The sequence below is a fragment of the Flavobacterium sp. Root901 genome, from assembly GCF_001429765.1.
Lineage (GTDB): Bacteria > Bacteroidota > Bacteroidia > Flavobacteriales > Flavobacteriaceae > Flavobacterium.
Window position 1 is genome coordinate 467,852 of the sequence record NZ_LMJB01000001.1, and the last position, 21,584, is coordinate 489,435.

At 33.9% G+C, this 21,584-nt stretch carries 16 protein-coding genes and 4 tRNA genes; 3 read left to right on the forward strand and 17 right to left on the reverse strand.

The window, feature by feature from the left end; genetic code table 11:
• The first annotated feature begins 101 nt into the window (after positions 1–101).
• Positions 102–3,773: a phosphoribosylformylglycinamidine synthase gene (gene purL / locus ASE21_RS01810; protein ID WP_057120845.1), complete on the forward strand. Its 3,672-nt coding sequence runs from the start codon at positions 102–104 to the stop codon at positions 3,771–3,773.
• 170 nt (positions 3,774–3,943) lie between these two features.
• Here purL and ASE21_RS01815 read toward each other — a convergent pair whose 3' ends face one another.
• Entirely contained in the window at positions 3,944–4,228 is a 285-nt protein-coding gene (locus ASE21_RS01815) for a hypothetical protein (protein ID WP_057120846.1), read from the reverse strand.
• A gap of 240 nt (positions 4,229–4,468) precedes the next feature.
• Between ASE21_RS01815 and ASE21_RS01820 the strand changes: the two genes are divergently transcribed.
• Together ASE21_RS01820 and ASE21_RS01825 are read left to right on the forward strand one after the other, a co-directional pair.
• On the forward strand, positions 4,469–4,900 hold the full coding sequence (locus ASE21_RS01820; protein WP_057120847.1) for a hypothetical protein: 432 nt from the start codon (positions 4,469–4,471) through the stop codon (positions 4,898–4,900).
• 179 nt (positions 4,901–5,079) lie between these two features.
• On the forward strand, positions 5,080–6,858 hold the full coding sequence (locus ASE21_RS01825) for an AMP-dependent synthetase/ligase (protein WP_057120848.1): 1,779 nt from the start codon (positions 5,080–5,082) through the stop codon (positions 6,856–6,858).
• Positions 6,859–6,913: 55 nt separating this feature from the next.
• On the opposite strand, the gene ASE21_RS01830 is transcribed toward ASE21_RS01825, so the two are convergent.
• From ASE21_RS01830 to ASE21_RS01900, 16 genes are all read right to left on the reverse strand, one after another.
• Entirely contained in the window at positions 6,914–7,459 is a 546-nt protein-coding gene (locus tag ASE21_RS01830) for a 3'-5' exonuclease (RefSeq protein WP_057120849.1), read from the reverse strand.
• 56 nt (positions 7,460–7,515) lie between these two features.
• Positions 7,516–8,613 (reverse strand): slipin family protein, encoded by a 1,098-nt coding sequence (locus ASE21_RS01835; protein ID WP_057120850.1) that lies wholly within the window; start codon positions 8,611–8,613, stop codon positions 7,516–7,518.
• A gap of 756 nt (positions 8,614–9,369) precedes the next feature.
• Positions 9,370–10,155 carry a hypothetical protein gene (locus ASE21_RS01840; RefSeq protein ID WP_057120851.1) on the reverse strand — a complete coding sequence of 262 codons (786 nt, stop codon included), beginning with the start codon at positions 10,153–10,155 and terminating at the stop codon, positions 9,370–9,372.
• Positions 10,156–10,217: 62 nt separating this feature from the next.
• Positions 10,218–10,290 (reverse strand) — tRNA-Leu (locus tag ASE21_RS01845).
• Positions 10,291–10,295: 5 nt separating this feature from the next.
• Positions 10,296–10,367 (reverse strand) — tRNA-Pro (locus tag ASE21_RS01850).
• A 98-nt stretch (positions 10,368–10,465) separates the two neighbouring features.
• Positions 10,466–10,538 (reverse strand) — tRNA-Asp (locus ASE21_RS21805).
• 24 nt (positions 10,539–10,562) lie between these two features.
• Positions 10,563–10,635, reverse strand: a tRNA-Ile gene (locus tag ASE21_RS01855).
• Between the two features lie 774 nt (positions 10,636–11,409).
• The gene (locus ASE21_RS01860; RefSeq protein WP_057120852.1) at positions 11,410–12,468 is read right to left on the reverse strand and encodes a DNA polymerase beta superfamily protein; all 1,059 of its coding nucleotides are present in this window, start codon (positions 12,466–12,468) and stop codon (positions 11,410–11,412) included.
• Complete coding sequence (locus tag ASE21_RS01865) at positions 12,468–14,459, reverse strand: AAA family ATPase (RefSeq protein WP_057120853.1); 1,992 nt, start codon at positions 14,457–14,459, stop codon at positions 12,468–12,470. The genes ASE21_RS01860 and ASE21_RS01865 overlap by 1 nt, the downstream gene beginning before the upstream one ends.
• Positions 14,456–15,211: a DNA polymerase beta superfamily protein gene (locus ASE21_RS01870; protein ID WP_057120854.1), complete on the reverse strand. Its 756-nt coding sequence runs from the start codon at positions 15,209–15,211 to the stop codon at positions 14,456–14,458. The genes ASE21_RS01865 and ASE21_RS01870 overlap by 4 nt, the downstream gene beginning before the upstream one ends.
• Positions 15,212–15,611: 400 nt before the next feature.
• The gene (locus ASE21_RS01875) at positions 15,612–16,298 is read right to left on the reverse strand and encodes a hypothetical protein (RefSeq protein ID WP_057120855.1); all 687 of its coding nucleotides are present in this window, start codon (positions 16,296–16,298) and stop codon (positions 15,612–15,614) included.
• A 2-nt stretch (positions 16,299–16,300) separates the two neighbouring features.
• Entirely contained in the window at positions 16,301–17,017 is a 717-nt protein-coding gene (locus ASE21_RS01880) for a DUF434 domain-containing protein (protein WP_057120856.1), read from the reverse strand.
• A 42-nt stretch (positions 17,018–17,059) separates the two neighbouring features.
• Complete coding sequence (locus tag ASE21_RS01885; RefSeq protein WP_057120857.1) at positions 17,060–17,857, reverse strand: TatD family hydrolase; 798 nt, start codon at positions 17,855–17,857, stop codon at positions 17,060–17,062.
• A gap of 333 nt (positions 17,858–18,190) precedes the next feature.
• Positions 18,191–19,090: an AAA family ATPase gene (locus tag ASE21_RS01890; RefSeq protein ID WP_057120858.1), complete on the reverse strand. Its 900-nt coding sequence runs from the start codon at positions 19,088–19,090 to the stop codon at positions 18,191–18,193.
• A gap of 12 nt (positions 19,091–19,102) precedes the next feature.
• Positions 19,103–20,287, reverse strand: coding sequence for a hypothetical protein (locus ASE21_RS01895; RefSeq protein WP_057120859.1), 1,185 nt, complete (start codon positions 20,285–20,287; stop codon positions 19,103–19,105).
• A gap of 3 nt (positions 20,288–20,290) precedes the next feature.
• Positions 20,291–21,568 (reverse strand): hypothetical protein, encoded by a 1,278-nt coding sequence (locus ASE21_RS01900; protein ID WP_057120860.1) that lies wholly within the window; start codon positions 21,566–21,568, stop codon positions 20,291–20,293.
• Between the last annotated feature and the right edge of the window lie 16 nt (positions 21,569–21,584).

Consider the following 21,584-nt stretch of genomic DNA (forward strand, 5'->3'; position numbering starts at 1 on the left):
GCGAAAAAATACCCTTTTTTCAAAAGAGTTTGTTATCAAATTTGCGCTTACTATTTATTTACATTAAATTTGCAGCTCAATACAACAAACTACACATCACAATGATCCATTTCTTTGAAAACCAAAGCAAAACTGTTTTTGCCGTACAAACGCAAAACGAAATTTCAGCTCAAGACATTTCAAAATTAAACTGGCTTTTTGCCGACTCTAATAAGATCGAAAAATCCGCACTGACGGATTTTTTTGTTGGTCCACGCGCCACTATGATCACACCATGGAGTACAAATGCTGTAGAAATCACTCAAAATATGGGTATTCCGGGCATTATCAGAATTGAAGAATTTTTTCCGGCTGCGGAAGATTTTACCGATTTTGATCCAATGCTTTTCCAAAAATTCAATCAATTAGATCAGGAGATTTTTACAATCAACATTCAGCCGGAACCAATTCTGGAAATTGATGATATTGCCACTTACAACAAAGTTGAAGGTTTAGCTTTAAGCGAAGAAGAAGTAGATTACTTAAACAACCTTTCTACTAAACTTGGAAGAAAACTAACTGATTCTGAGATTTTTGCTTTCTCACAAGCGAATTCAGAACACTGCCGTCACAAAATTTTCAACGGAACTTTTGTGATTGACGGTGAAGAAAAAGAGACTTCTCTTTTCAAATTAATCAAAAAAACATCACAGGAAAATCCTAACGATATTGTGTCTGCATACAAAGACAACGTTGCTTTTGTAAAAGGACCAAAAGTGCAGCAATTTGCACCAAAATCTGCTGACAAACCAGATTTTTACGAAATAAAAGAATTTGATTCGGTTATCTCATTAAAAGCCGAAACACACAATTTCCCAACAACAGTTGAACCTTTCAACGGAGCAGCAACAGGTTCCGGAGGAGAAATTCGTGACCGTTTAGCCGGAGGACAAGGTTCTCTGCCATTAGCCGGAACTGCAGTTTACATGACTTCATATTCTCGTTTGAAATCCTTCGACTCCGCTCAGGACGACAGAAAATGGGAAAACGCTGTTGAAGAAAGAAAATGGTTGTACCAGACTCCAATGGACATTTTGATCAAAGCTTCAAACGGAGCTTCTGATTTTGGAAATAAATTTGGACAGCCGCTTATTACAGGTTCTGTTTTAACTTTTGAACACGAAGAAAACAACCGTAAAGTAGGTTACGATAAAGTAATCATGCAGGCGGGTGGAATTGGTTACGGAAAATTAGATCAGTCAATAAAAAAGAAACCACAAGAAGGCGATAAAATCGTAATTCTGGGTGGCGAAAATTATAGAATCGGAATGGGTGGTGCTGCGGTTTCGTCTGCAGATACAGGAGCTTTTGGCTCAGGAATCGAATTAAATGCCATTCAGCGTTCGAATCCGGAAATGCAAAAACGTGCTGCAAACGCGATTCGTGGTTTGGTAGAAAGCGACAATAATCCAATTGTTTCGATTCACGATCACGGTGCGGGCGGACACTTAAACTGTCTTTCTGAATTGGTGGAAGAAACCGGAGGTTTAATCGATTTGGATAAATTACCGGTTGGTGACCCTACTCTTTCTGCAAAAGAAATTATCGGTAACGAATCTCAGGAAAGAATGGGATTGGTTATTGGTCAAAAAGATATCGATACTTTACAAAGAATTGCAGACAGAGAGCGTTCACCAATGTATCAGGTTGGAGATGTAACAGGCGATCACCGTTTTACTTTCCAGTCACATTCAAATGGTTCAAAACCTATGGATTATGCTTTGGAAGATTTCTTTGGAAGTTCTCCAAAAACGGTAATGACCGACAAAACAATCGACAGAAAATACGCTGACGTTTCGTACTCAGCAAATGATTTTGAAAGTTATTTAAAAGACGTTTTACGTTTAGAAGCGGTTGCTTCAAAAGACTGGTTAACGAATAAGGTTGACCGTTGTGTTGGAGGAAAAGTAGCAAAACAACAAAATGCAGGTCCGTTACAATTGCCATTAAACAATGTTGGTGTAATGGCTTTGGATTATTTAGGAAAAGAAGGAATTGCAACTTCTATCGGGCACGCTCCTATCGCGGCTTTGATTGATCCTGTTGCGGGATCCAGAAATGCGATTGCAGAATCTTTATCAAACATTATCTGGGCTCCAATTAAAGACGGAATAAAAGGAATTTCTCTTTCTGCAAACTGGATGTGGGCTTGTAAAAACGAAGGTGAAGACGCTCGTTTGTACGCAGCTGTTGAAGGCTGTTCTGAATTTGCAATCGAATTGGGAATCAATATTCCGACAGGAAAAGATTCACTTTCGATGAAACAAAAATATCCAAATGACGAAGTAATTGCACCGGGAACGGTTATTATTTCTGCAGGAGGAAATTGTACAGATATTAGAAAAGTAGTTGAACCGGTTTTACAGAAAAACGGAGAATCAATTTATTATATCAATTTGTCTCAGGATGATTTCAAACTTGGAGGTTCCTCTTTTGCACAAATCAGAAATACAATCGGAAACGAAACGTCTACCATTAAAGACGCTTCTTTCTTCAAAAATGCTTTTAACACGATTCAGGAATTAATCGGCGAAAGCCAGATTTTAGCCGGACATGATATCGGAAGCGGTGGTTTAATCACTACTTTATTAGAAATGTGTTTTGCTGATGTAAATCTTGGAGCAAAAATTGATTTCAGCGCTTTCGCGGAAAAAGACTTATTGAAAATCCTTTTTGCAGAAAACATCGGAATCGTATTCCAGGCAAAATCAGATGCAGCGGTTGAAGCTAAATTAAAAGCAAACACTATCGAATTCTTCAAATTAGGTTCAGTTCAGGAAACTGCAAGTTTGGAATTTGGAATTTACAATTTGGATATTGCAAAATATAGAGACATCTGGTTCGAAACTTCATATTTATTAGATCAGAAACAATCTAAAAACGGAAGAGCTCAGGCACGTTTTGAAAATTATAAAAATCAGGTTTTAAATTATACTTTCCCTGCTCATTTTACAGGAAAAAAACCAGAAATCGACAACTCTAAACCACGTCCAAAAGCAGCAATTATCCGCGAAAAAGGAAGTAATTCTGAGCGTGAAATGGCAAATGCTATGTACTTAGCAGGTTTTGATGTAAAAGACGTTCACATGACGGATTTAATTTCTGGTCGTGAAACTTTAGAAGATATTCAGTTTATCGGAGCAGTTGGAGGTTTCTCTAATTCAGATGTTTTAGGTTCTGCAAAAGGCTGGGCCGGAGCTTTCTTATACAACGAAAAAGCAAAAACAGCTTTGGATAATTTCTTCAAAAGAGAAGACACTTTATCTGTCGGAATCTGTAATGGCTGTCAGTTGTTTATGGAATTAGAAGTGATTAATCCAGAGCATGAAGTTCACGGAAAAATGCTTCATAACGAAAGCCAGAAACACGAAAGTATCTTTACCTCTGTAAAAGTTCAGGAAAATAATTCGGTTATGCTTTCTACTTTGGCAGGAAGTACTTTAGGAGTTTGGGTTTCTCACGGAGAAGGTAAATTTAAATTACCTCTTGCAGAAGAAAACTATAACATCGTTTCTAAATATGCTTACGAAGGATATCCTGCAAACCCTAACGGTTCTGATTACAACACGGCAATGATGTGTGACAAAACCGGAAGACATTTGGTTATGATGCCTCACATTGAGCGTTCGACTTTCCAATGGAACTGGGCGCATTATCCAAAAGACAGAAATGATGAAGTTTCGCCTTGGCATGAGGCTTTTGTTAATGCCAGAAAATGGATTGAGAAAAACTAATCTATTTCTACCATTAAGAGATTAAGTTTTTCATTTCTTAATGTGATTTTATATCATCATTTCCATTAAAAAATTAAGTTTAAATCTTAATTAACTTAATACCTTAATGGTTAAATACTAAAAAAAAAATGCCTCGACGCTATCCCTAAGTCGTGGCATTTTTTTTATTTTCAGCCTTTGAGTGCTGATGCAATTCCGGTTACGACATTGGCCGTACCAAAAGCAAATAACCCGGAGGAAATTGTGTTTTGACCTGCAAAAAAATGATTTTCTGCAATTGCATTCCTGAAGAATAATCCGCCGGCTGCTCCCGCAGTCAAACCAATTACAATTAAGGCGATGGCCCACCAGTGTCCCGGATCCGGAGGCGGCGGAGGACTTCTCCAAAAACGATTCCACCAGCCTGGGTATTTTGTTCTGCGCCAGCCCGCTGCTAAATAGAAATCAGTTTCCATAATTTTTAATTTAGTTAATGCCTACTCTGTCGGCTTTTCGGCTTCCGCATTTATTTCGGTAAAAATAAAAGATGCATAATCCAAATGAACAAGGCTTTATACTGTTTTTGAAAGGGGAAAAACACGGTATTTATTAGTTGGAGCAAATCTTCTTTTTTAATTAAAATTTACGTTATATTCGCTACATAAAATCTGCCGCTGATTTTATAATGCCAAAAACATTTTAAACCTATCATAGAAATGAAAGCCGTACATTTATTCCTTATTACGTTATTTTTTATTGCCTCAAAATCATATTCACAAGTTGAAGTAAATGTAATTACTCATAACTCAAAAGAGCGTTACATTACAACTAATATTGGTTATCCTGTTCAGGGAACTTATGCTCCTATTGGCCTTAAACAGCCTGTTACTATTCTAAATCCTGACGGAACAGGTTCTATACAGGCAGATGATTTAAGCAAGCAGAAAATCAACTGGGGAATTGAATGTACAGAAGAGGGAACTCCAATTTTTAAGGAAGGATTCAACAGTAAGTCTTTTACATTTTGGTACAGACCAAATGATAGCGAAGAGTGGTTTTATTCTCAGTTTTCGATTCATTTTGCCAAGAAAAAAATGTTCTTAATGGGAGAACGGGTAAAAGAATACGAAGATTATAACGTACAATAATCCTTTTAAAAATACCCTGCAGATTAAATATTTCTCGCTTTTTAAGAAAATTTACTACAAAAAAGAAAACGATTTCGTTGATTTTTAAAAGTCTCTGTAAATTTTCCCATAAAATTCCATAAAATAAAAAATCGTACCTAAATTTTATTTAATTTGCAGTAAAATTCAATATATTAAACATGGTTTCAATCACACGCCTTTTTGATTTTCCCTATTATCAACAAGAAACTTATAACCTTCCTGCTGCTCTTGCAACCAAAAAAAATGGAGTCTGGGAAAAAACATCCACCGAAGAATATATTGCAAAAGCTAATGCCGTTTCGAGAGCTTTATTGCGTATGGGTGTTCAAAAAGATGATAAAATTGCCTTAATCACTTCTAATAACAGAACCGAATGGAATATAATGGATATTGGTATTTTGCAGACTGGTGCGCAGAATGTTCCAATTTACCCAACCATTGCTGAGGAAGATTACGAATATATTTTAAACCACAGCGGAAGTATTTACTGCTTTGTTTCTGATGATGAGGTTTATCAAAAAGTACAAGCCATTAGAGCTAATGTTCCTACTTTAAAAGAAGTGTATTCTTTTAATGAAATTCCGGGCTGTAAACACTGGTCTGATTTATTATTGGCAGGTGAAGACCAAAGCAATCAAAATGAAGTAGATGCCAGAAAAGAAAGCATCAAAACAGATGATTTAGCAACCATTATTTATACTTCAGGAACTACAGGAAAACCTAAAGGTGTTATGCTTTCGCATCAAAATATTGTTTCGAATGTTTTAGACAGTGCACCAAGAATTCCGTTTGATCCGGGAAAAAGTTCTGCTTTGAGCTTCCTTCCTATCTGTCATATTTTTGAAAGAATGATTTTATACATTTATCAATATTATGGTGTTTCGGTTTATTTTGGAGAATCGATTGATAAAATCAGTGATAACTTAAAAGAAGTTCGTCCAACAGTTATTACAGCTGTACCAAGACTTTTGGAAAAAGTTTACGATAAAATTTACGCAAAAGGAACTGAATTAACCGGCATTAAGAAAAAATTATTTTTCTGGGCTATTGATTTAGGTTTAAAATATGAACCATACGGAGCAAATGGCTTTTGGTATGAGTTCCAATTAAAAATTGCCCGCAAACTTATTTTCAGTAAATGGAAAGAAGGTTTGGGCGGAAATTTAGATTTAATGGTTTCCGGAAGTGCTGCCTTACAGCCTCGCTTAACCCGTGTTTTTGCTGCTGCAGAAATTCCGGTTATGGAAGGTTACGGCTTATCTGAAACTTCTCCGGTAATTGCCGTGAACGATCAGAGAAACAGAGGTTTTAAAATTGGAACGGTTGGAAAACCAATTCGTAATATTGAGGTAAAAATTGCCGAAGACGGAGAAATTCTTTGTAAAGGACCAAATGTAATGCTGGGTTACTATAAAGATCCCGAAAAAACAGCTGAAGCTCTTCAGGATGGTTATTTCCATACAGGGGATATTGGAGAAATTGACAGCGAAGGTTTCTTAAAAATTACCGATCGTAAAAAAGAAATGTTCAAAACATCAGGAGGTAAATATATCGCTCCGCAAATGATAGAAAATGCCATGAAACAATCCCGTTTTATTGAGCAGATTATGGTTATTGGTGAAGGCGAAAAAATGCCTGCAGCTTTTATACAGCCGAATTTTGAATTTGTAAAAGAATGGGCTAAAATCCATAAAATTACTTTAGGAAATTCTAATGCTGAAATTGCTTCAAACTCTGAAGTAAAAAAACGTATTGATGAAGAAGTAGAATCCATCAACAAAAAATTTGGACACTGGGAACAAATCAAACGTTTTGAACTTACTCCGGACGTTTGGTCTATAGATGGCGGACAGCTGACTCCTACTCTAAAATTAAAACGTAAAATCATTAAAGAAATCTATAAAGATCTTTACGCTAAAATCTACGGAAACAATTAATCAAAATAATTTTAACCAAATGAAAAGGCTGTCTTAATAAGACAGCCTTTTTTAATTAGTTATGAAGGCACCAATGCAAAATCTTCGCAATGTTTTTGGCGTCGTCTATTCCGCGGTGATGCGTTCCTTCCAATGGAATATTCAGCAATTGCAAAGCACCATTCATTCCGGTTGGTTTTTGTAAACCAAACTTTTCGGCAAAATGCTCTTTTACATTAATATGCTCATCGCCCATTGGATATTGAACCCCAAACGATTTACACTGTTTTTTCAGCATATTCAGATCGTACTGACCGTAACTTGCCCAAGTGTATAAATCCGGATTATATTCGTCGATTAAGTCGTTAACAGCTTCTTCAAAACTTACTCCATTTTTATCCAGTAAATCCTGAGTTATAGTAGTCAATTCAGTACAAAACGGACTCACACTGGAACGCTGAGGCTTGATTAAAATGCCTTTATTTTTGGTAATTTGTCCCGTTTCCGAATCTAAAACCGCTAATCCGATTTCTATAATTTCATTTTGCTGGCCTTTCGGAACCGCGCCCTGCCAGCATGTGGCTTCTAAATCGATAATAATAATTTTATCTGTAGTTTTCATTTTTTGTTTAAATTTTATAATTAATTATAAAACCACCAGAGTCACTGGCAGTTTCCTTATTTAACGAAGATTTCCTTCAATTGACTGATTACGTTTCCGCTTCCTGAAATCGTGATTTCTCCAATTCTATCAGCAATTTTCTCTACGTATTCCATCTCTTTCAATTTCCACAACATTTCGTTTTCTTCCATCAGCTTCGCTGTGTTTAATAAACTTCTTGTTGCAGCGGTTTCTTCTCTTCTCATAATACTGTTAGCCTGTGCTTTTTTCTCGGCAACTAAAACCTGATTCATAATTTCTTTCATATCACCTGGTAAGATTACATCTCTGATTCCCGCATCGAAAATTACCAAACCTAAATCATTTGTTTTAGAAGTAACTTCTGCTAAGATTTCAGTTGCAATTGTATCTTTTTTGCTTAATAATTCATCTAAGGTCAAACCTCCTATAAATGCTCTTAAAGCCAGCTGCATTAAAACGTACAATTGTTTTTCGAAATCCTTGTTTTCGATCAAAGCTTTCATAATATCAACAACCTGATATTTCACAAAAAAGTTGATTCTTAATCCTGCTTTATCTTTAGTCAATAATTCCTGTCCGGAAATTTCTACTTGCTGTTGTCTCATATCAATCGTTTTTACCTCAATTGTAATAGAGTTGTTCCAAAAGTAGTGCGTTCCGGATTTCAATTCTTTAACGAAAGTTCCGTTCACAAACAGCAAAGCTTTGTCGTTGCTTGCTACAATAAATTTTCTAACAAAGTATTTCAATTGATTATGTTCCAATAAATTTACCGGAATACCTTCAGTAATTTCAATTTTAGAAAGATCTGCTTTTTTGAATTCGTTTTTTACAATCCCTTTCCAGAAAGGATGTCTTCCCGGAGTCAGCGTTCCTTTAAAGTTTCCGTTTACGAAATGTAAAACAATCTCGTTATCGGCAACCTCAACAACTTCAAGCATTGAAGCTAAAACTTCATTCTGTAATAAAATGTTTAATTCAAAAGGGGCGTGAAAAATGGCATTCATATCATAGATCATCACATTTTTGTCTCCAAAAATCCAGTACCAACCTTCTTCTACTACTTTTACTAATTTTCTGTTTTCGAAAACCAAACCTACTTGGTAACCTTCGATTTTAATTCTTTTAATCATAATATCTTTGTTTCAGGTTTTTCTTGTTTCAGGTTTCAGGTTTGAAACAGTCGAAAAACTTTATTATATTTCACTTCTAACATTTAACATACTTAATAAAAAAACCTCTTTGCCTTTCTCCTCCGAAAAAAACGGATGAAGAGTTTGTAATTTGTTTACTTGAATTGTTTTCGATTGTATTTTGTATAAATAATCCCCAAATCATTTTAACAATCAAATCGAGAAGAAAACAAGTATTTCAAAAAACATTGCTTTTCGCACTGGCTTTATCATGAGTGTGAAATTTTAGATTCGAAAATCTCAGTTTCACTGACAAAGACAAATCAGCTTTTTTTCATGGTCATCTTTTTAAGAGTGATGGTCTCTCTTCAACAGGTTTTTGAGACCCGCTTGACTACCAATTGTCAAACTGAGCGTATCAGTACAGGATTCGAACCTGCAAATTTCTATTGCTCTAACCGGACTGAGCTATCGCATTGCTGCGAATGGGAGTCGAACCCATGACCCATAGAGTGACGGATAATTTTTTGGAAAACCATCCCAAACCTCCAAACGAAGCTGCATAGAAAAACATAATTCGCTTTCGCGGAAAGTTCGCTACAATGGTGCTATACAGAAACACGCAACTGGGCTTGTTTGATATTTTTAATCAAAGCCGAAACTTTGATGTATTTCATTTTATTAAAGAACTTGTTTTTATTCCTGAACAAATATTCAAATTACACTGCGCAGTAATTTTGCGCAGTGCAAAAACTTTTATTTAATCCATTCTATTACAGTCGATAAATAGACTTGTCTAACCTCTTCAAATCGGGTTATGTTCGGAATATGATTGACTTCTAATAAATTTTTAGAGCCATCTTTTGCAACGATGTAATCATTTCCTATCATATCCATCTGTAAAACATTCTTGATATAAAGCGTGTCTTCCAGTAAATCCTGATCGACAGGCATAAAATTGGCATTATCAGGATGAATTGATTTTAACCAATCGTCACCTTCTAGTTTTATCTGCCAATAAGTTTCTCCAATCATCATGATACGAACAGCATCGCCTTCAAAATAAGGCTCGATGGTTGCGGTAAATTCGCTTTCCCATTCTCCGGTAAAACGATGTTTGTTTTCACCACAATGCCAGTTTCCCCATTTTGCAATCGTATTTCCGGTTGTGTTTACAGAAGCGCCTGCACTTATAAATCCGCGTGGTACACTGAATCTTGAAAGAGACAAAGCTTTTACCAGACATGGAATTTTAAAACGGCAGTCGAGCATTGCTGAAGCTTTTGGATAACAATCTCCGTTCCAGATCGCAAGACCCGTAATGAAATCAAAATCATTATCATAAATCCCGTAATAAACCACCTTATCTACAGGAAGCATTCCAATTCCGTTTGATTTTTCCATATAAAGCACCTGATCCTTAACTACAATCTTCGGAATAGCCTGATGCCAAATAATATGTCCTGAATAACTAGCTTTTATACTATCATATTCTTCCTGTTCGATACCAACTAAGGCTATTCGATTGTAATCTTGTTTCATAACTTTTGTTTTATATTGTTAAACTTCATTTTTTTGAAAGTTCAATTTGAACATTTCACTTGTACAGGAAGAGAGACTCGAACTCTCAGAAAACAGATCCTAAATCTGCCGCGTCTACCATTTCGCCATTCCTGCATATGTCTGGGAAGCAGGATTCGAACCTGCGACCTCCCGCGTCCAAGGCGGGTAAACAACCACCGTTATCTTCCCAGATTGTTTTTTTTTAGGTTCTGAGGGACTAAGATTCTAAGAGACTAAGTTTTTATCTTAGAACCTCAGCATCTCAGCATCTTAGAAGCTTTAAAAAAAGCGGCCCATACGGGAGTCGAACCCGTTTCTCCCGAGAGACAGTCGGGAAGGTTAGCCAGTAACCCCAATGAGCCAGTTCCTTCTAGAGAACATTTCTTTGATTTTGGAAGGAATCGAACCTTCAGCCTATTGGGTATAATCCAATTGCTCTGCCAGTTGAGCTACAAAATCACTTTATTTTTGGACATAAAAAAAGCACCCGGTTAAAGGTGCTTTACAAAATTCAACATGATATAACTATCCTATTGCCTGTATATGTGCACCAGCCTTGCAAAACATCCAAGATCGAAACCTGGGTTTAGCAGTTGTTTGTTATATATGTTATTTTGTAAAGCCATTTTTATTATGTTATTATATTTTGTTTTATGTTTGAAATTCTATGTTCTGATTTTCTTCGGCAAAGATAAAGTCGAAAAAATCAATTCTCCAAATTTATTTTTAAATTATTTTACTGATTATCAATAACTTAAACTTAAATTATAAGCATAAGGGTCCTTGTCCGCAAACGTGTGCAGATTTATTTTTGTATCAAATGACTGTCTCTCATCAGATTACTTTTCAAGATTATATTTCAATATTTAGTTTATGCATTAAACATTTGTTCGGTTATTTTTTTAATTATTTTTAGTTAAGCTTTAAATTTTATCATTTAGAGTCTTTTTTTATCATATTTATCAAAATCGAAAGAGCCTTAAAACAAAAAAAGCGTCCCAATATTAGGACGCTTTTTATATTTTATGCTGAATTAAATCTACATTTTACATTTCAATTCTACAAAATACATATTACGCCTGTAATCGTCAGCAGGAAATTTCCCTATCAGAAGATCATTATTGTGTATTGCAGACAGTTTCATAAGTATGTATTTTATTTTTATTTCGGTGGCAAATGTAATTATTTTAAATAAAAAATTAACAATTTGCTTTGAATTTGTTAGATAATATTTTATTGATACAATTCTTCTCTAATTTTAATTAAAGTCTGAATTGCTTTTTCTTCATTTGGTTTCTCTGGCAGACTTGATGTCAGGTAATGATTTTCTATTGAATCGATTAAACTATCTGCCATTTCGAGTAAATCATCGTATTCTTTATTTCCGGCTTTTATGTCTAATAATTCTTCGCGGTTAGAAACTCGAATATTTAATTTTCCTGTTGAAAGAATCTGCTCAGCCGTTTGCAAAAGCCTGATCGTGTGCATCATGTTTTTGCTGTCGTAATTTTTTCCGTGTTGTTGGTTCGTATTATAACGTTCTTCGTTGCGTTTTTCAATCCAACTCCAATATTCGGTGTATTCTTTACAATATTTCGAATAGCCATCCTGATTGCAGGATAAATAACCAATCAATCTTTCGTTTTTCGGAATCGACGAAAGCGAAACTTCATTAGAGGTTTCTTTCTGAATTATTCCTTTGTAACCCAACGTTTTTTCGGCATCGTAAAACATTGCAAACATTCCTTTTGAATTGGGCATATCGACCAAACCAATTTTTTCTTGCTCCAAATTATTTTCTACCAGAAATTCTAAAACCGAAACCGTTTTATAATCTTTTAAAACATAACAAAAATCCAAAAGGCTTTTCTTTTCTTTCGGCAACGGATTTACGATTTTCTTGTTTAAACCTCTCGCCTTTTTGATCTGCGTAACAGCATAACCCGCAAAAGAATCTTTGCAGAGTTTAGATAAAAAATCTTCGATTCTAAGCTTTTCCATCAACGGATGTTTGTACAAAATACAATCTTCCGGTGAAGCCAAAATCTCCAATATATTTGGATTATTCTTGATCAATAATTCTACAAAACGACCAATCTCATAATAAACCTCATCATTAGTTTCATTAGCAACCTGCGGAATATAATCTAAGCCAAAGAATTTTTCTTTTGGAAGATAATAAACACCTTTTATATCCGTGTCTGATGTCGGTGTATTTAACCCAAAAGATCTACTTCCTGAAATTACTTCAAAAAGGATTAGGTTTTGGGATTTTAGGGTTTGGATGGTCATTATTTTTGTGTAATAAAATTATAAATTTCAATTGTTAAATTTTTAATTTCTTTATTCTTAGAAAAAACGATCCAAGGAAAATCTGCTTCTAATACTTTTTCACTTAATCCTCTTTTATCTATAATAGTACCATAAGTACCATTTTTTTTAGTTTCAAAAAATGATTTATTAAGAATATAAACCTTTCCTTTTTTGCTAATTTCTTCTCTCAAATTATATAAAAAATTACCAATATATTCTTTTTTAAATTTATCAGCATCAATTTTCCCCAGTGCTAATTCTATTTTATTTTGAATTTCTACTGCATATTGATTTACTAATTTTTCATTACAGAAATTAATCATAACCTTTTTCCAAATGTCATTGGTAAGCAAATTTTCAATTTCTCTAACGTTCCAAATAATTTTAGGTTTAAAATTATCTGATTCAGCATTTTTTAAAGCTTCTAATCTTTCAAACTTTTGTTTATTTTTCGTTTTATTTACTGCATCTGAATCTGCTAATAAAAATATCCTATTACTAAGAGATAAAGATTTAATATCTTTAATAACAAATTCTTTTTTTTCATCTTCTATTTCATCTTCAAAAATATAATGATCAATATTAGATCCTGCATATTCAAAAAATGCAAAATCTATATCCTCTTTTGGATAAGATTTTCCAATTGAATCACAGTATGATTTTAAGAATGCTTTTATATAATTTCTATCTGATATTCCTTCTACCCAAATACTACAATTTGCCATGAAAACAGATGAATTATTCACTCCCAATTCCTTAAGTAATTTGTTATCTCCTCTATTTACATTTTTAATAATAAAATGTTTATCGTTTAATTTATTATTTCTTGGAGAAAATGAATAAATTGAAACATTATCTTTCTCAATCGTTAGGTCTAAAAAATGATTTGAATGAGTGGTAATTACATATCTTAGATTTTTCTTTTTTAAATCTTCATTATTAGTTATCTGTTCTAAAAACAATCTTTGCATTCCTGGATGAAGATTCAATTCTGGTTCATCAATAAAAATAAATGATTCAGACTCCGCCATAAAAATTTTATACATTAATACTATTAAAGCTTGAATTCCATCTCCTAAGTCATACAATTTTCTATCTTTATCTCCAGCTACATGAATAATAATCAGTTCTGATTCATTAATTCCCTTTTCATTATCATTTTTATCAAATTTAGCTACTATATCAATCTCCTTGCCATCAAAAAAATTGTCACGTAAAAAATTTTCAAATTTTTCAAATTGTTCTCTTACAGATTTCTCTGAATTTCTAGAATTTAAAATTTCCTTATATAGATGTAAACCTGTAAAAACATCAACATCAATTTTATCTAACTGATAATTATTATTTAAAGTCTCCAAATAAATATCACTTTCAATTTTAGAATATTTTTCTGAAACGAAATTAAACAATGAATGAGCTGTTCTTAATGTAGGTATATAATACTTTTTAAAATCTCTGAATACATAAATGAAGTCATTATTAATTGTTGAATAGTTTGACAAATAATAACTCTGCAATTGAAAAATTTTTAAATTATTAATATTTATTTTATTTTGATTAATTGTTTTAGTAATATTTTCAAAATCATCAAAATATAGTTCCTTAAGTCGATTTTCATATAAAATTTTAGCTTTCTGTGCATCAGGGCTTCCTCCTCCAACATAAATTGTTGTTTTTGATTTTTGATCATAACTCTCATACTGGCTATCTATCAAGTTATTAATCTGTGAAATTTCGCGATTATAATCCTTTACTTCATTTTTAAAAAGATGTAAATCTTTAACTCCCGCAAAATAATTATTAGACATTAATCTTCTAATAAACCTACTTTTACCACTATTGTTTGCTCCTATAATTATATTAATAGAATTAAATTTTGGAAAAAAAGAAATATTTTCTTCCTCTTCATTTAAAAAATAATCTTTTAGATTAATATCCTTAGAAAAAATTAAATCAAAAACATTTTTCATATTTTAACTTTTATAAACTCCCTAAAAAACAAATCCAACTCCTCATTCAACTTCTTCCCGCTTCCCAATTTACTTGCGTTTTCCTGATTAAATTTTATCGTTTCCAATAAAAAATCAGTTATTAAAGTTTCTTTTGGGTGTAAGTATTTTTCGTCCTGAGTTGCTTTTATTTGTTGTAATTCCAGTATTTTTTCCTGTATGTTTTTGGGTGCTATTGGCAAAACTTCGGCAAAAGCAACGGGCGGAAAAGTATTGTTTTCTATAATCCATTTTCCTGCCAATGCGGTGCGGAGGGCGTAGAAATAACTTTTTAGTTTTACTTCTTCCATTTCGCAGACCTCCATAAAGTTTTTTGTTGTTCCCAAATAATGGTGCAAAACTGCTATGGGCGAAAAACATTCTAAAGCTATCTCACGCATTTGTTTGGCGAAATCTTCGTTCTCAAAATACACTACAGGCGAAAACAACCATTCCAACAAAGATGCATTAGATTTTGCTAACATTTTTACGGATTTCCTTAAATCCCAGCCGGAACCGTCAAGATCGTCTTCGGTCATAAATTCGATTACATCAGGTTTTTCCCAAAGTGATAAATAATACTCGGGTTTGTGTTTGTATATAAAACGAATATCGTAGTCACTGTCGGGAGAAGCAAATCCCCAGGCACGGCTTCCAGATTCTACAGCAAAGAGTATTTCTACGTCTTTCTGTTTCTCAATTTCTTTTAATTTTTGAAGTATTTTTTCTTTCATGACTGGTTTCAAATGTAAGTAAACGGGAAATGTTTTAACTAAGTAATTACACGGGTTTTTTAAAGATTCTGAGGTGCTAAGGTTCTAAGCTTTGCTGCGAAGATGCTAAGGCGCAAAGTTTTTTTATTCTTCGCATTTAATGATCTCGCAAAGTCGCGGAGGCGCAAAGTTTTTTTGCCACAAATTCACGGATTTTTCTTTTTGATAAAATTTATTACAGATAATTCGTGAATTCATGTTTGCCACAAATTCACGGATTTTTCTTTTTGATAAAATTTATTACAGATAATTCGTGAATTCATGGCGGCAAAACTTTATAGAGCTGCTTGCGGAGATGTCTCCTTCGTCGACATGACAAAAAACAGCCTAAACTGTGTGTGGCTTTGCGATAAAATAAAAGCTATTCTTCCAAAAAATCTTCTAAAAATCCGATGAACTTTTTTCCATCAGCAGACCATCTTAAACCTTGTCCGTTTGCTAGTCTTATTTCGTAAACCAAACCGTGTTTGTAATGGTAAAAAATATTCCACCATGTTTTATGAGCTATAATGTACTCGATGAGTTTTTCTACTTTTTCTTTTTTTTGAATCGTGTTTCCTTTTACTTCTCCAAAAATACTGTTTTTATTTCTGCCCACATGTTTTTCCCAAGCTCTGACTACAATAGAAATTTCTTTGTTAAAAGGCTCAAAACAACTTTCTAAAAGAGTTACTCTGGCAGGCGGAATTCCGTTTTGATCACGCACGCTGGCGGGAGTTAAACGTTGTCCTAAAATAAGTAACAGCTTTTCAAACGGCGTTTGCTCAAAAGCCTGAATTAAACTCGTCTGCAACTGTTGGGAATCCTTTTCTAAATCTTCTAAAACGGTTTTAAAATAAGAAACGGCATCCTGCACCGAAACGATAATTTCGTCTTTGAAATAAGGAAGTCTCGAAATTTCTCCTTCCTGATGGTAAAATACAATCAGGTTTTCTGAAAAAAGCTGCAGGTTCTCATCCGTCAAAAACAAAGCATATTTTTCTTTCCAGCTTTTATTAAGAAGCGGAATTACAGCTTTTATTTCATAAAAAAGTAGATTTGGTTTCATCTTTATTCACAGCTAATTACAGTTCCCTCTACACTCATTTGTGATAGAATATATTTCATTAAATTAAAACTAGCTGGTGCATTATCCAGAATCCATGCATCAGAAGTTATGGCAATATAATCACTTTCGGCAATGACCTTATCTGGATTGTTTACTAATTGCACTTCCCAGTTTAAATTATTTCCGAAAGCGGTTTCTTCTATTATTTGTTTCAATTTTCCGCTGTTAGAAACGGGTTTATCAAATAACCAGACCGCTTTTTTAATTTTTTCTTTTATAAAAAAATCCATTATAATTTCAATCGCCTGCGAAGTCTGTTTTACCTTTTTATAAGTTCCGTAAACACTTGACAAATCGCGAATAAAACCATCCTGTCCTTTAAAAACATAACCGTTTGACAAAGTACTTTCGAGTAAAATGAGAGCATTAAATCCATCAATACAAATCTCTTTTCCTTCCAGATCCTGCCTTTGAACTTCTTTTGACTTTCGGTCTTCAATTTGTTGTTGAGAAGCACTCATTCCCCGAACGGCCTGCTGCTGACGTGCATTCAATCTGTAACGGTTTCCAACTAAAGACAGCGTAGATTTTTCACCATACCCTCTGCTCAGGAAATAGTGCATATCGGTTACAGCTTCTTTTAATTTTAACTGCATTTTTGCGGTTCCAAATAACGCATCATCGCTGGCTTCTTTTCCTCTATTTTTAAGATTTGTCATGATCTGAAATGTTTTTATTCTAGCAGTTGTTAAGAACTGAGATTAAATATTGAAAAAACTTTTAGCATTCCTCGTCGTTTCCTCCGCAACTTTATCTAGAGAAATTCCTTTAAACTGTGCAATAGTTCCCGCAACATAAGGCAGGAAAGCAGGTTCGCATCTTCGTTCGTGGTACTTTTTCAAAAGGCTGCTAGGAACATTTTTTGGGAGCATAAACGGCGCATCGGTTTCGATCATCATTTTGTCGAGCGGTACGTATTGCATGACTTCTTTTAAATGTGCAAAACGTTTACTGTCTGAAATCGCTCCGGTAAAACCAAGATATAATCCATTATCGAGATAGGTTTTGGCTTCTTGTAACGTTCCGGTAAAACAATGCACAACGGCTTTTGGCAATTGCGGTAAATAGTCTTTTGTGATATTCATAAAACTATTGAAAGCAGCCCTTTCGTGTAAAAACAAAGGTTTCTCAACTTCGATTGCCAATTCGAGCTGGGCTCTGTAACATTCTTCCTGTTTGTTTCGGGGCGAAAAATCACGATCAAAATCGAGTCCGCACTCGCCTACCGAAACGACATGTTTCTGTTCTAATAATTTCCGAAGTTTCGCAATACTCTGCCCGTCAAAACTCTTCGCATCATGCGGATGTATTCCCGCTGTCGAATATAATACACCCGGATATTGCCTGGCTATCTTTGCCGATTCTTCGCTGTTTCTTACGCTTGTTCCGGTAAGGATCATTTTGGTTACGTCGGCATCTACCGCTTCTTGTATGATATCGTCTGTATCGTTTTGAAATTGTTTATTGGTTAGGTTTATACCTATGTCTATGTATGTCATTTTTTTTTAAGTTGCTAAGGTTGTAAGGTTCTGAGATGCTAAGCTTTTTTTCCTCAGAACGCTTATTTTTTTGCCACTAAGGCGCTATTTATTTTTTCTTTGTATTGAATTAATCGCAAAGTCGAAGTGACGCAAAGTTTTTTTGCCACTAATTGCACGAATTACACTAATTATTTTTTGCCACAGATTAAAATGATTGTTTCACGCAGATTTAAAAGGATTTAGCAGATGTTGCAGATAATTAGACAATCAAATTAAATCTGCGTGAAACAAACTTTGCGTAAGACGTACTACCTTACGTCTCTAAAGTAAACCTGAAACAAAATCAGGCTTCTAGAAATCCCCATAATATACCTGAAAGCACGGTAATTTCAATTCATTTCTCCATGTATCAACTACTTGATTTCTATCGTCTAACACAAATTCTACAAAGTATTTATCTTTTATAAACTCATTATAGATTTCAGTTTTGATGATAGAATCTTTTCGGCTGTCTTTGGTTTTTCTCATGATCAAATCGTCGTATTCGATTCCGTGCGTTTGAAGAAATCGCAATGTTGGTTCTTTGTATCGGTCTTCTCTTCCGGAAACCAAAAGTATATTGTAACCCAATTTCTTGTAATTTTTCAGCACATTTGCTACCGGATTATTCAGTTCGTCGAGATCACATTTGCTGGCGTCGAATGGGTTTCTTCCGTTCATTAAAGCCAGTGTTCCATCAAGATCGCAGATTATTGCTTTTGGCAGGTCTGGGTTTTGATCACAGTATTCTAAGTTTTTATTCACTTTCTTAATGGGTTTAAAATCAAACTTTTCTTTGGTTTTCTGCAATTGATAAAACATGTTTTCGATCACTTTTTTAGGCACTTTTCGGTCTCTTTTTTCATTTCGGTTAAAGAGATCTTCAAGTGGTAAATCGAATACTTTGAACTCAATATTTGCCATTTCAGAAAAATCGGCTATTGGCTGTTTGATATAATCCAGCTTTACATTACAAGTATCCAAAAGCACGTTCCATCCGTTTGAAATCAGGGTTTTGATCTGAACACTGATGATTTTAGAGATCATACTTTCTACAGAATTATCCATCACTTCCTGAAATTGCGAAAAACGGATTTCGTCACGGCTTATTCGCATTGTTTTGGCTTCGGTACGCACTTTCCATTCGGCAAACGTACTTTTTCCAGATGCGGGGCAACCTACTAATATCGTTAATGTTGGTGTCTTTTTCATTGTATAATCTTGTTATAATCTTGGATCTAATGTTTTTTCAATTTCTTCGTTATTGATTCTTTTCAAAAGCAATAAACGCATCAAATAATTTTCTTCTTCTAACTCTTTGTACGGAATCTGAAGCATTTTTTGGTTGATTTCCCAGCCGTTTATCGATTGCTCCAATTTCTTTTTTATGTTTCTTTTGTCTAAATAATGGTCAAAATCCTGATGAAAATTAACGCCGTAAATCATCGTGAGATAATTATTGTTTCTTACTTTAAAACATGGCGGAAGATGTTTTATATAATTCTGAACCGGTTTAATCATGATGCCTTCTTCGTTGGCGTCTGTCAGTTTTTCGAAAAAAGAATAGATTTCTGCAAGCTTTTCTTCTTTGTCAGCATCTGTAATTTCCAAATGTAAAAATGAATCTTCATTTACCAATGCGTAAGTCAAATTACTGTTCGGAATCGATTCTTCGCCAGAAACTCCAACTACTTTTAAAATCGTAAAAGGTTTAAAATGTATTTCGCCTTCGTTGCCAAAAGTTTCAATCTGTTTTTTAAAAACCTCCAATGATTCTTGTTGTTTTTCTAAATCCGGAATTTTAACGGCATTCAAAGCTTCATACTGACGTACAATATGGGTTTTGTGTTTACTATTAAACTCTTTTCGGCTCAGCTTATTTTTATCCGAAACGTATTCGGTAAACAACGTATCTTCTTTTACATTTTCTAATTTTTCGAGCAATCCTGACGTTTTCAAATAATCGTTGTGCGTTTGCAAAGCATCAAAATATCCTGTAAACTCTTTGTCTATCAATCCTGCGCCCAAAACTTTCCAAGGCAATAATTCTGAAGCGATCAGAATCGTATCAAATTCCGGAAACGTTAAAAGCATTTTGGCATGTAATTCTTTTAAACTATTTTTAGCTTTTTCTAGATCGATATGGTCCATTTTAAACCCATTTCTGGAAACAAAATAGGTTTCGTCGAGATTTCTTTTCAAATAAATTGTGCAATAGGACCCCATGTATTTCTTTTGAATTACAAATTCTGTCACACCTTTTTGCAGGTAATAATTTACAGCTTCTTCAATACTTTCGATTTCGTTTTTGGCTTTACTTTTTGGAGCCGGAGAAATGGTTGGCGAAAAATCATTGATCTTATTTTTACAAAACCATTCTATCCTGTTTCTTACTTTATAGTCTAACATTTTTTACTTTTTTTGAATGATTACGGCACTCGTTGGATAAACTCCTTTTACACAATCTCCTACTCCGTGAAATGTTTTTTGATATGGAAAAATTTCATCGATAAGATTTCTAAATTCCCTATTTGATAATTCGAAATCATGATCGTCATGTCTAAATTCTTCTGTCAATTCGTAATTTACATTAAAATCTTTGTCTGGTGTTGTGACAAATAATCTTGTAAAGTTGATGTTGTCGCGAATCCAGATCATCAAAGCTTTTGCTTCTTCTAATGAATTATGTTCGATAACTTCACTCAAAATTACTTGTCCTTCAAAATCTTTAAGTTCTTCTAAATTCTCAATCCAAGACAGATTTTCTATTCTTTCGGTTTCCTGAATTTTGTCTGCAATGTGTTTAAAATCGACCTCATCGTATGCCCAATATTCCTGTGTAAATCCTCTTTTTTGCAATAATTTGTAATATTGTAATTCTCCGCATCCAAAATCTAAAACCGATTCATCAAAATTGATTTCTTTACAAATAAATTCTTTTCTGGATTGATGTGTATCGGTAAAAACAAACTGAACTTCGTTATTAAAATACGCTTCTAACTGCGGTTTAAATTTCTCAAACTGCACCGGCGAACGCATGATTCTTTTTATAAAAAGATAAAATACGAAGTACGGAATGCCCGTAAGATTGGTAAACATCGTAATATGTTTTTGGATGAAATAATCATCTATAAAGGTGTAAACGACATACCTGTTGGTAAATTGGGTAAATAAAGCGACAAGCGAAAATTTCTGAACTGCTTCTCTAACCGTTGCTCCATCTATCTTTAATTCGAAATTATTACCGATTTTATGTTGTAACGAAATACCATCGATATATTTTGATAAAAGATATTTCTCGTTTTTATACCAATTTGAATCGATAAAAAAAGTGGGAACTTCGATTGTACATTTTTCAGTATCAACATTATTATAGCTTTTTTCTAACCAGAAAATTACCGTTTCGTTCAAAACTTCGTTCTCTTTGTACAAATGATTAAAAAACTCGGTCATCATATTTAAGGCTAATAACGGACTGCAGTAACTTTGAAAATCGATCTGATTTCCTTCTTCCGGCAGATAACTTTTTTTGCCGTCAAGGAAAATACAGTGATATTCATTTTCAGAAATTACGTTTCCAATTACAATTCCGTTTTTTAATTCTTTCAAATATAATCCCTGGTCCGTATTTGGATTTTTGTACAGAATATCTAAAATGTATTTATTGTCTGATTTCAATTTTATAATCATGGCTTTTATTTTGCTT

Excerpts from the sequence above, each read along its gene's own strand:
- purL (WP_057120845.1), top strand. The coding sequence starts at position 102 with ATGATCCATTTCTTTGAAAACCAAAGCAAAACTGTTTTTGCCGTACAA.
- ASE21_RS01815 (WP_057120846.1), bottom strand. The coding sequence starts at position 4,228 with ATGGAAACTGATTTCTATTTAGCAGCGGGCTGGCGCAGAACAAAATAC.
- ASE21_RS01820 (WP_057120847.1), top strand. The coding sequence starts at position 4,469 with ATGAAAGCCGTACATTTATTCCTTATTACGTTATTTTTTATTGCCTCA.
- ASE21_RS01825 (WP_057120848.1), top strand. The coding sequence starts at position 5,080 with ATGGTTTCAATCACACGCCTTTTTGATTTTCCCTATTATCAACAAGAA.
- ASE21_RS01830 (WP_057120849.1), bottom strand. The coding sequence starts at position 7,459 with ATGAAAACTACAGATAAAATTATTATTATCGATTTAGAAGCCACATGC.
- ASE21_RS01835 (WP_057120850.1), bottom strand. The coding sequence starts at position 8,613 with ATGATTAAAAGAATTAAAATCGAAGGTTACCAAGTAGGTTTGGTTTTC.
- ASE21_RS01840 (WP_057120851.1), bottom strand. The coding sequence starts at position 10,155 with ATGAAACAAGATTACAATCGAATAGCCTTAGTTGGTATCGAACAGGAA.
- ASE21_RS01860 (WP_057120852.1), bottom strand. The coding sequence starts at position 12,468 with ATGACCATCCAAACCCTAAAATCCCAAAACCTAATCCTTTTTGAAGTA.
- ASE21_RS01865 (WP_057120853.1), bottom strand. The coding sequence starts at position 14,459 with ATGAAAAATGTTTTTGATTTAATTTTTTCTAAGGATATTAATCTAAAA.
- ASE21_RS01870 (WP_057120854.1), bottom strand. The coding sequence starts at position 15,211 with ATGAAAGAAAAAATACTTCAAAAATTAAAAGAAATTGAGAAACAGAAA.
- ASE21_RS01875 (WP_057120855.1), bottom strand. The coding sequence starts at position 16,298 with ATGAAACCAAATCTACTTTTTTATGAAATAAAAGCTGTAATTCCGCTT.
- ASE21_RS01880 (WP_057120856.1), bottom strand. The coding sequence starts at position 17,017 with ATGACAAATCTTAAAAATAGAGGAAAAGAAGCCAGCGATGATGCGTTA.
- ASE21_RS01885 (WP_057120857.1), bottom strand. The coding sequence starts at position 17,857 with ATGACATACATAGACATAGGTATAAACCTAACCAATAAACAATTTCAA.
- ASE21_RS01890 (WP_057120858.1), bottom strand. The coding sequence starts at position 19,090 with ATGAAAAAGACACCAACATTAACGATATTAGTAGGTTGCCCCGCATCT.
- ASE21_RS01895 (WP_057120859.1), bottom strand. The coding sequence starts at position 20,287 with ATGTTAGACTATAAAGTAAGAAACAGGATAGAATGGTTTTGTAAAAAT.
- ASE21_RS01900 (WP_057120860.1), bottom strand. The coding sequence starts at position 21,568 with ATGATTATAAAATTGAAATCAGACAATAAATACATTTTAGATATTCTG.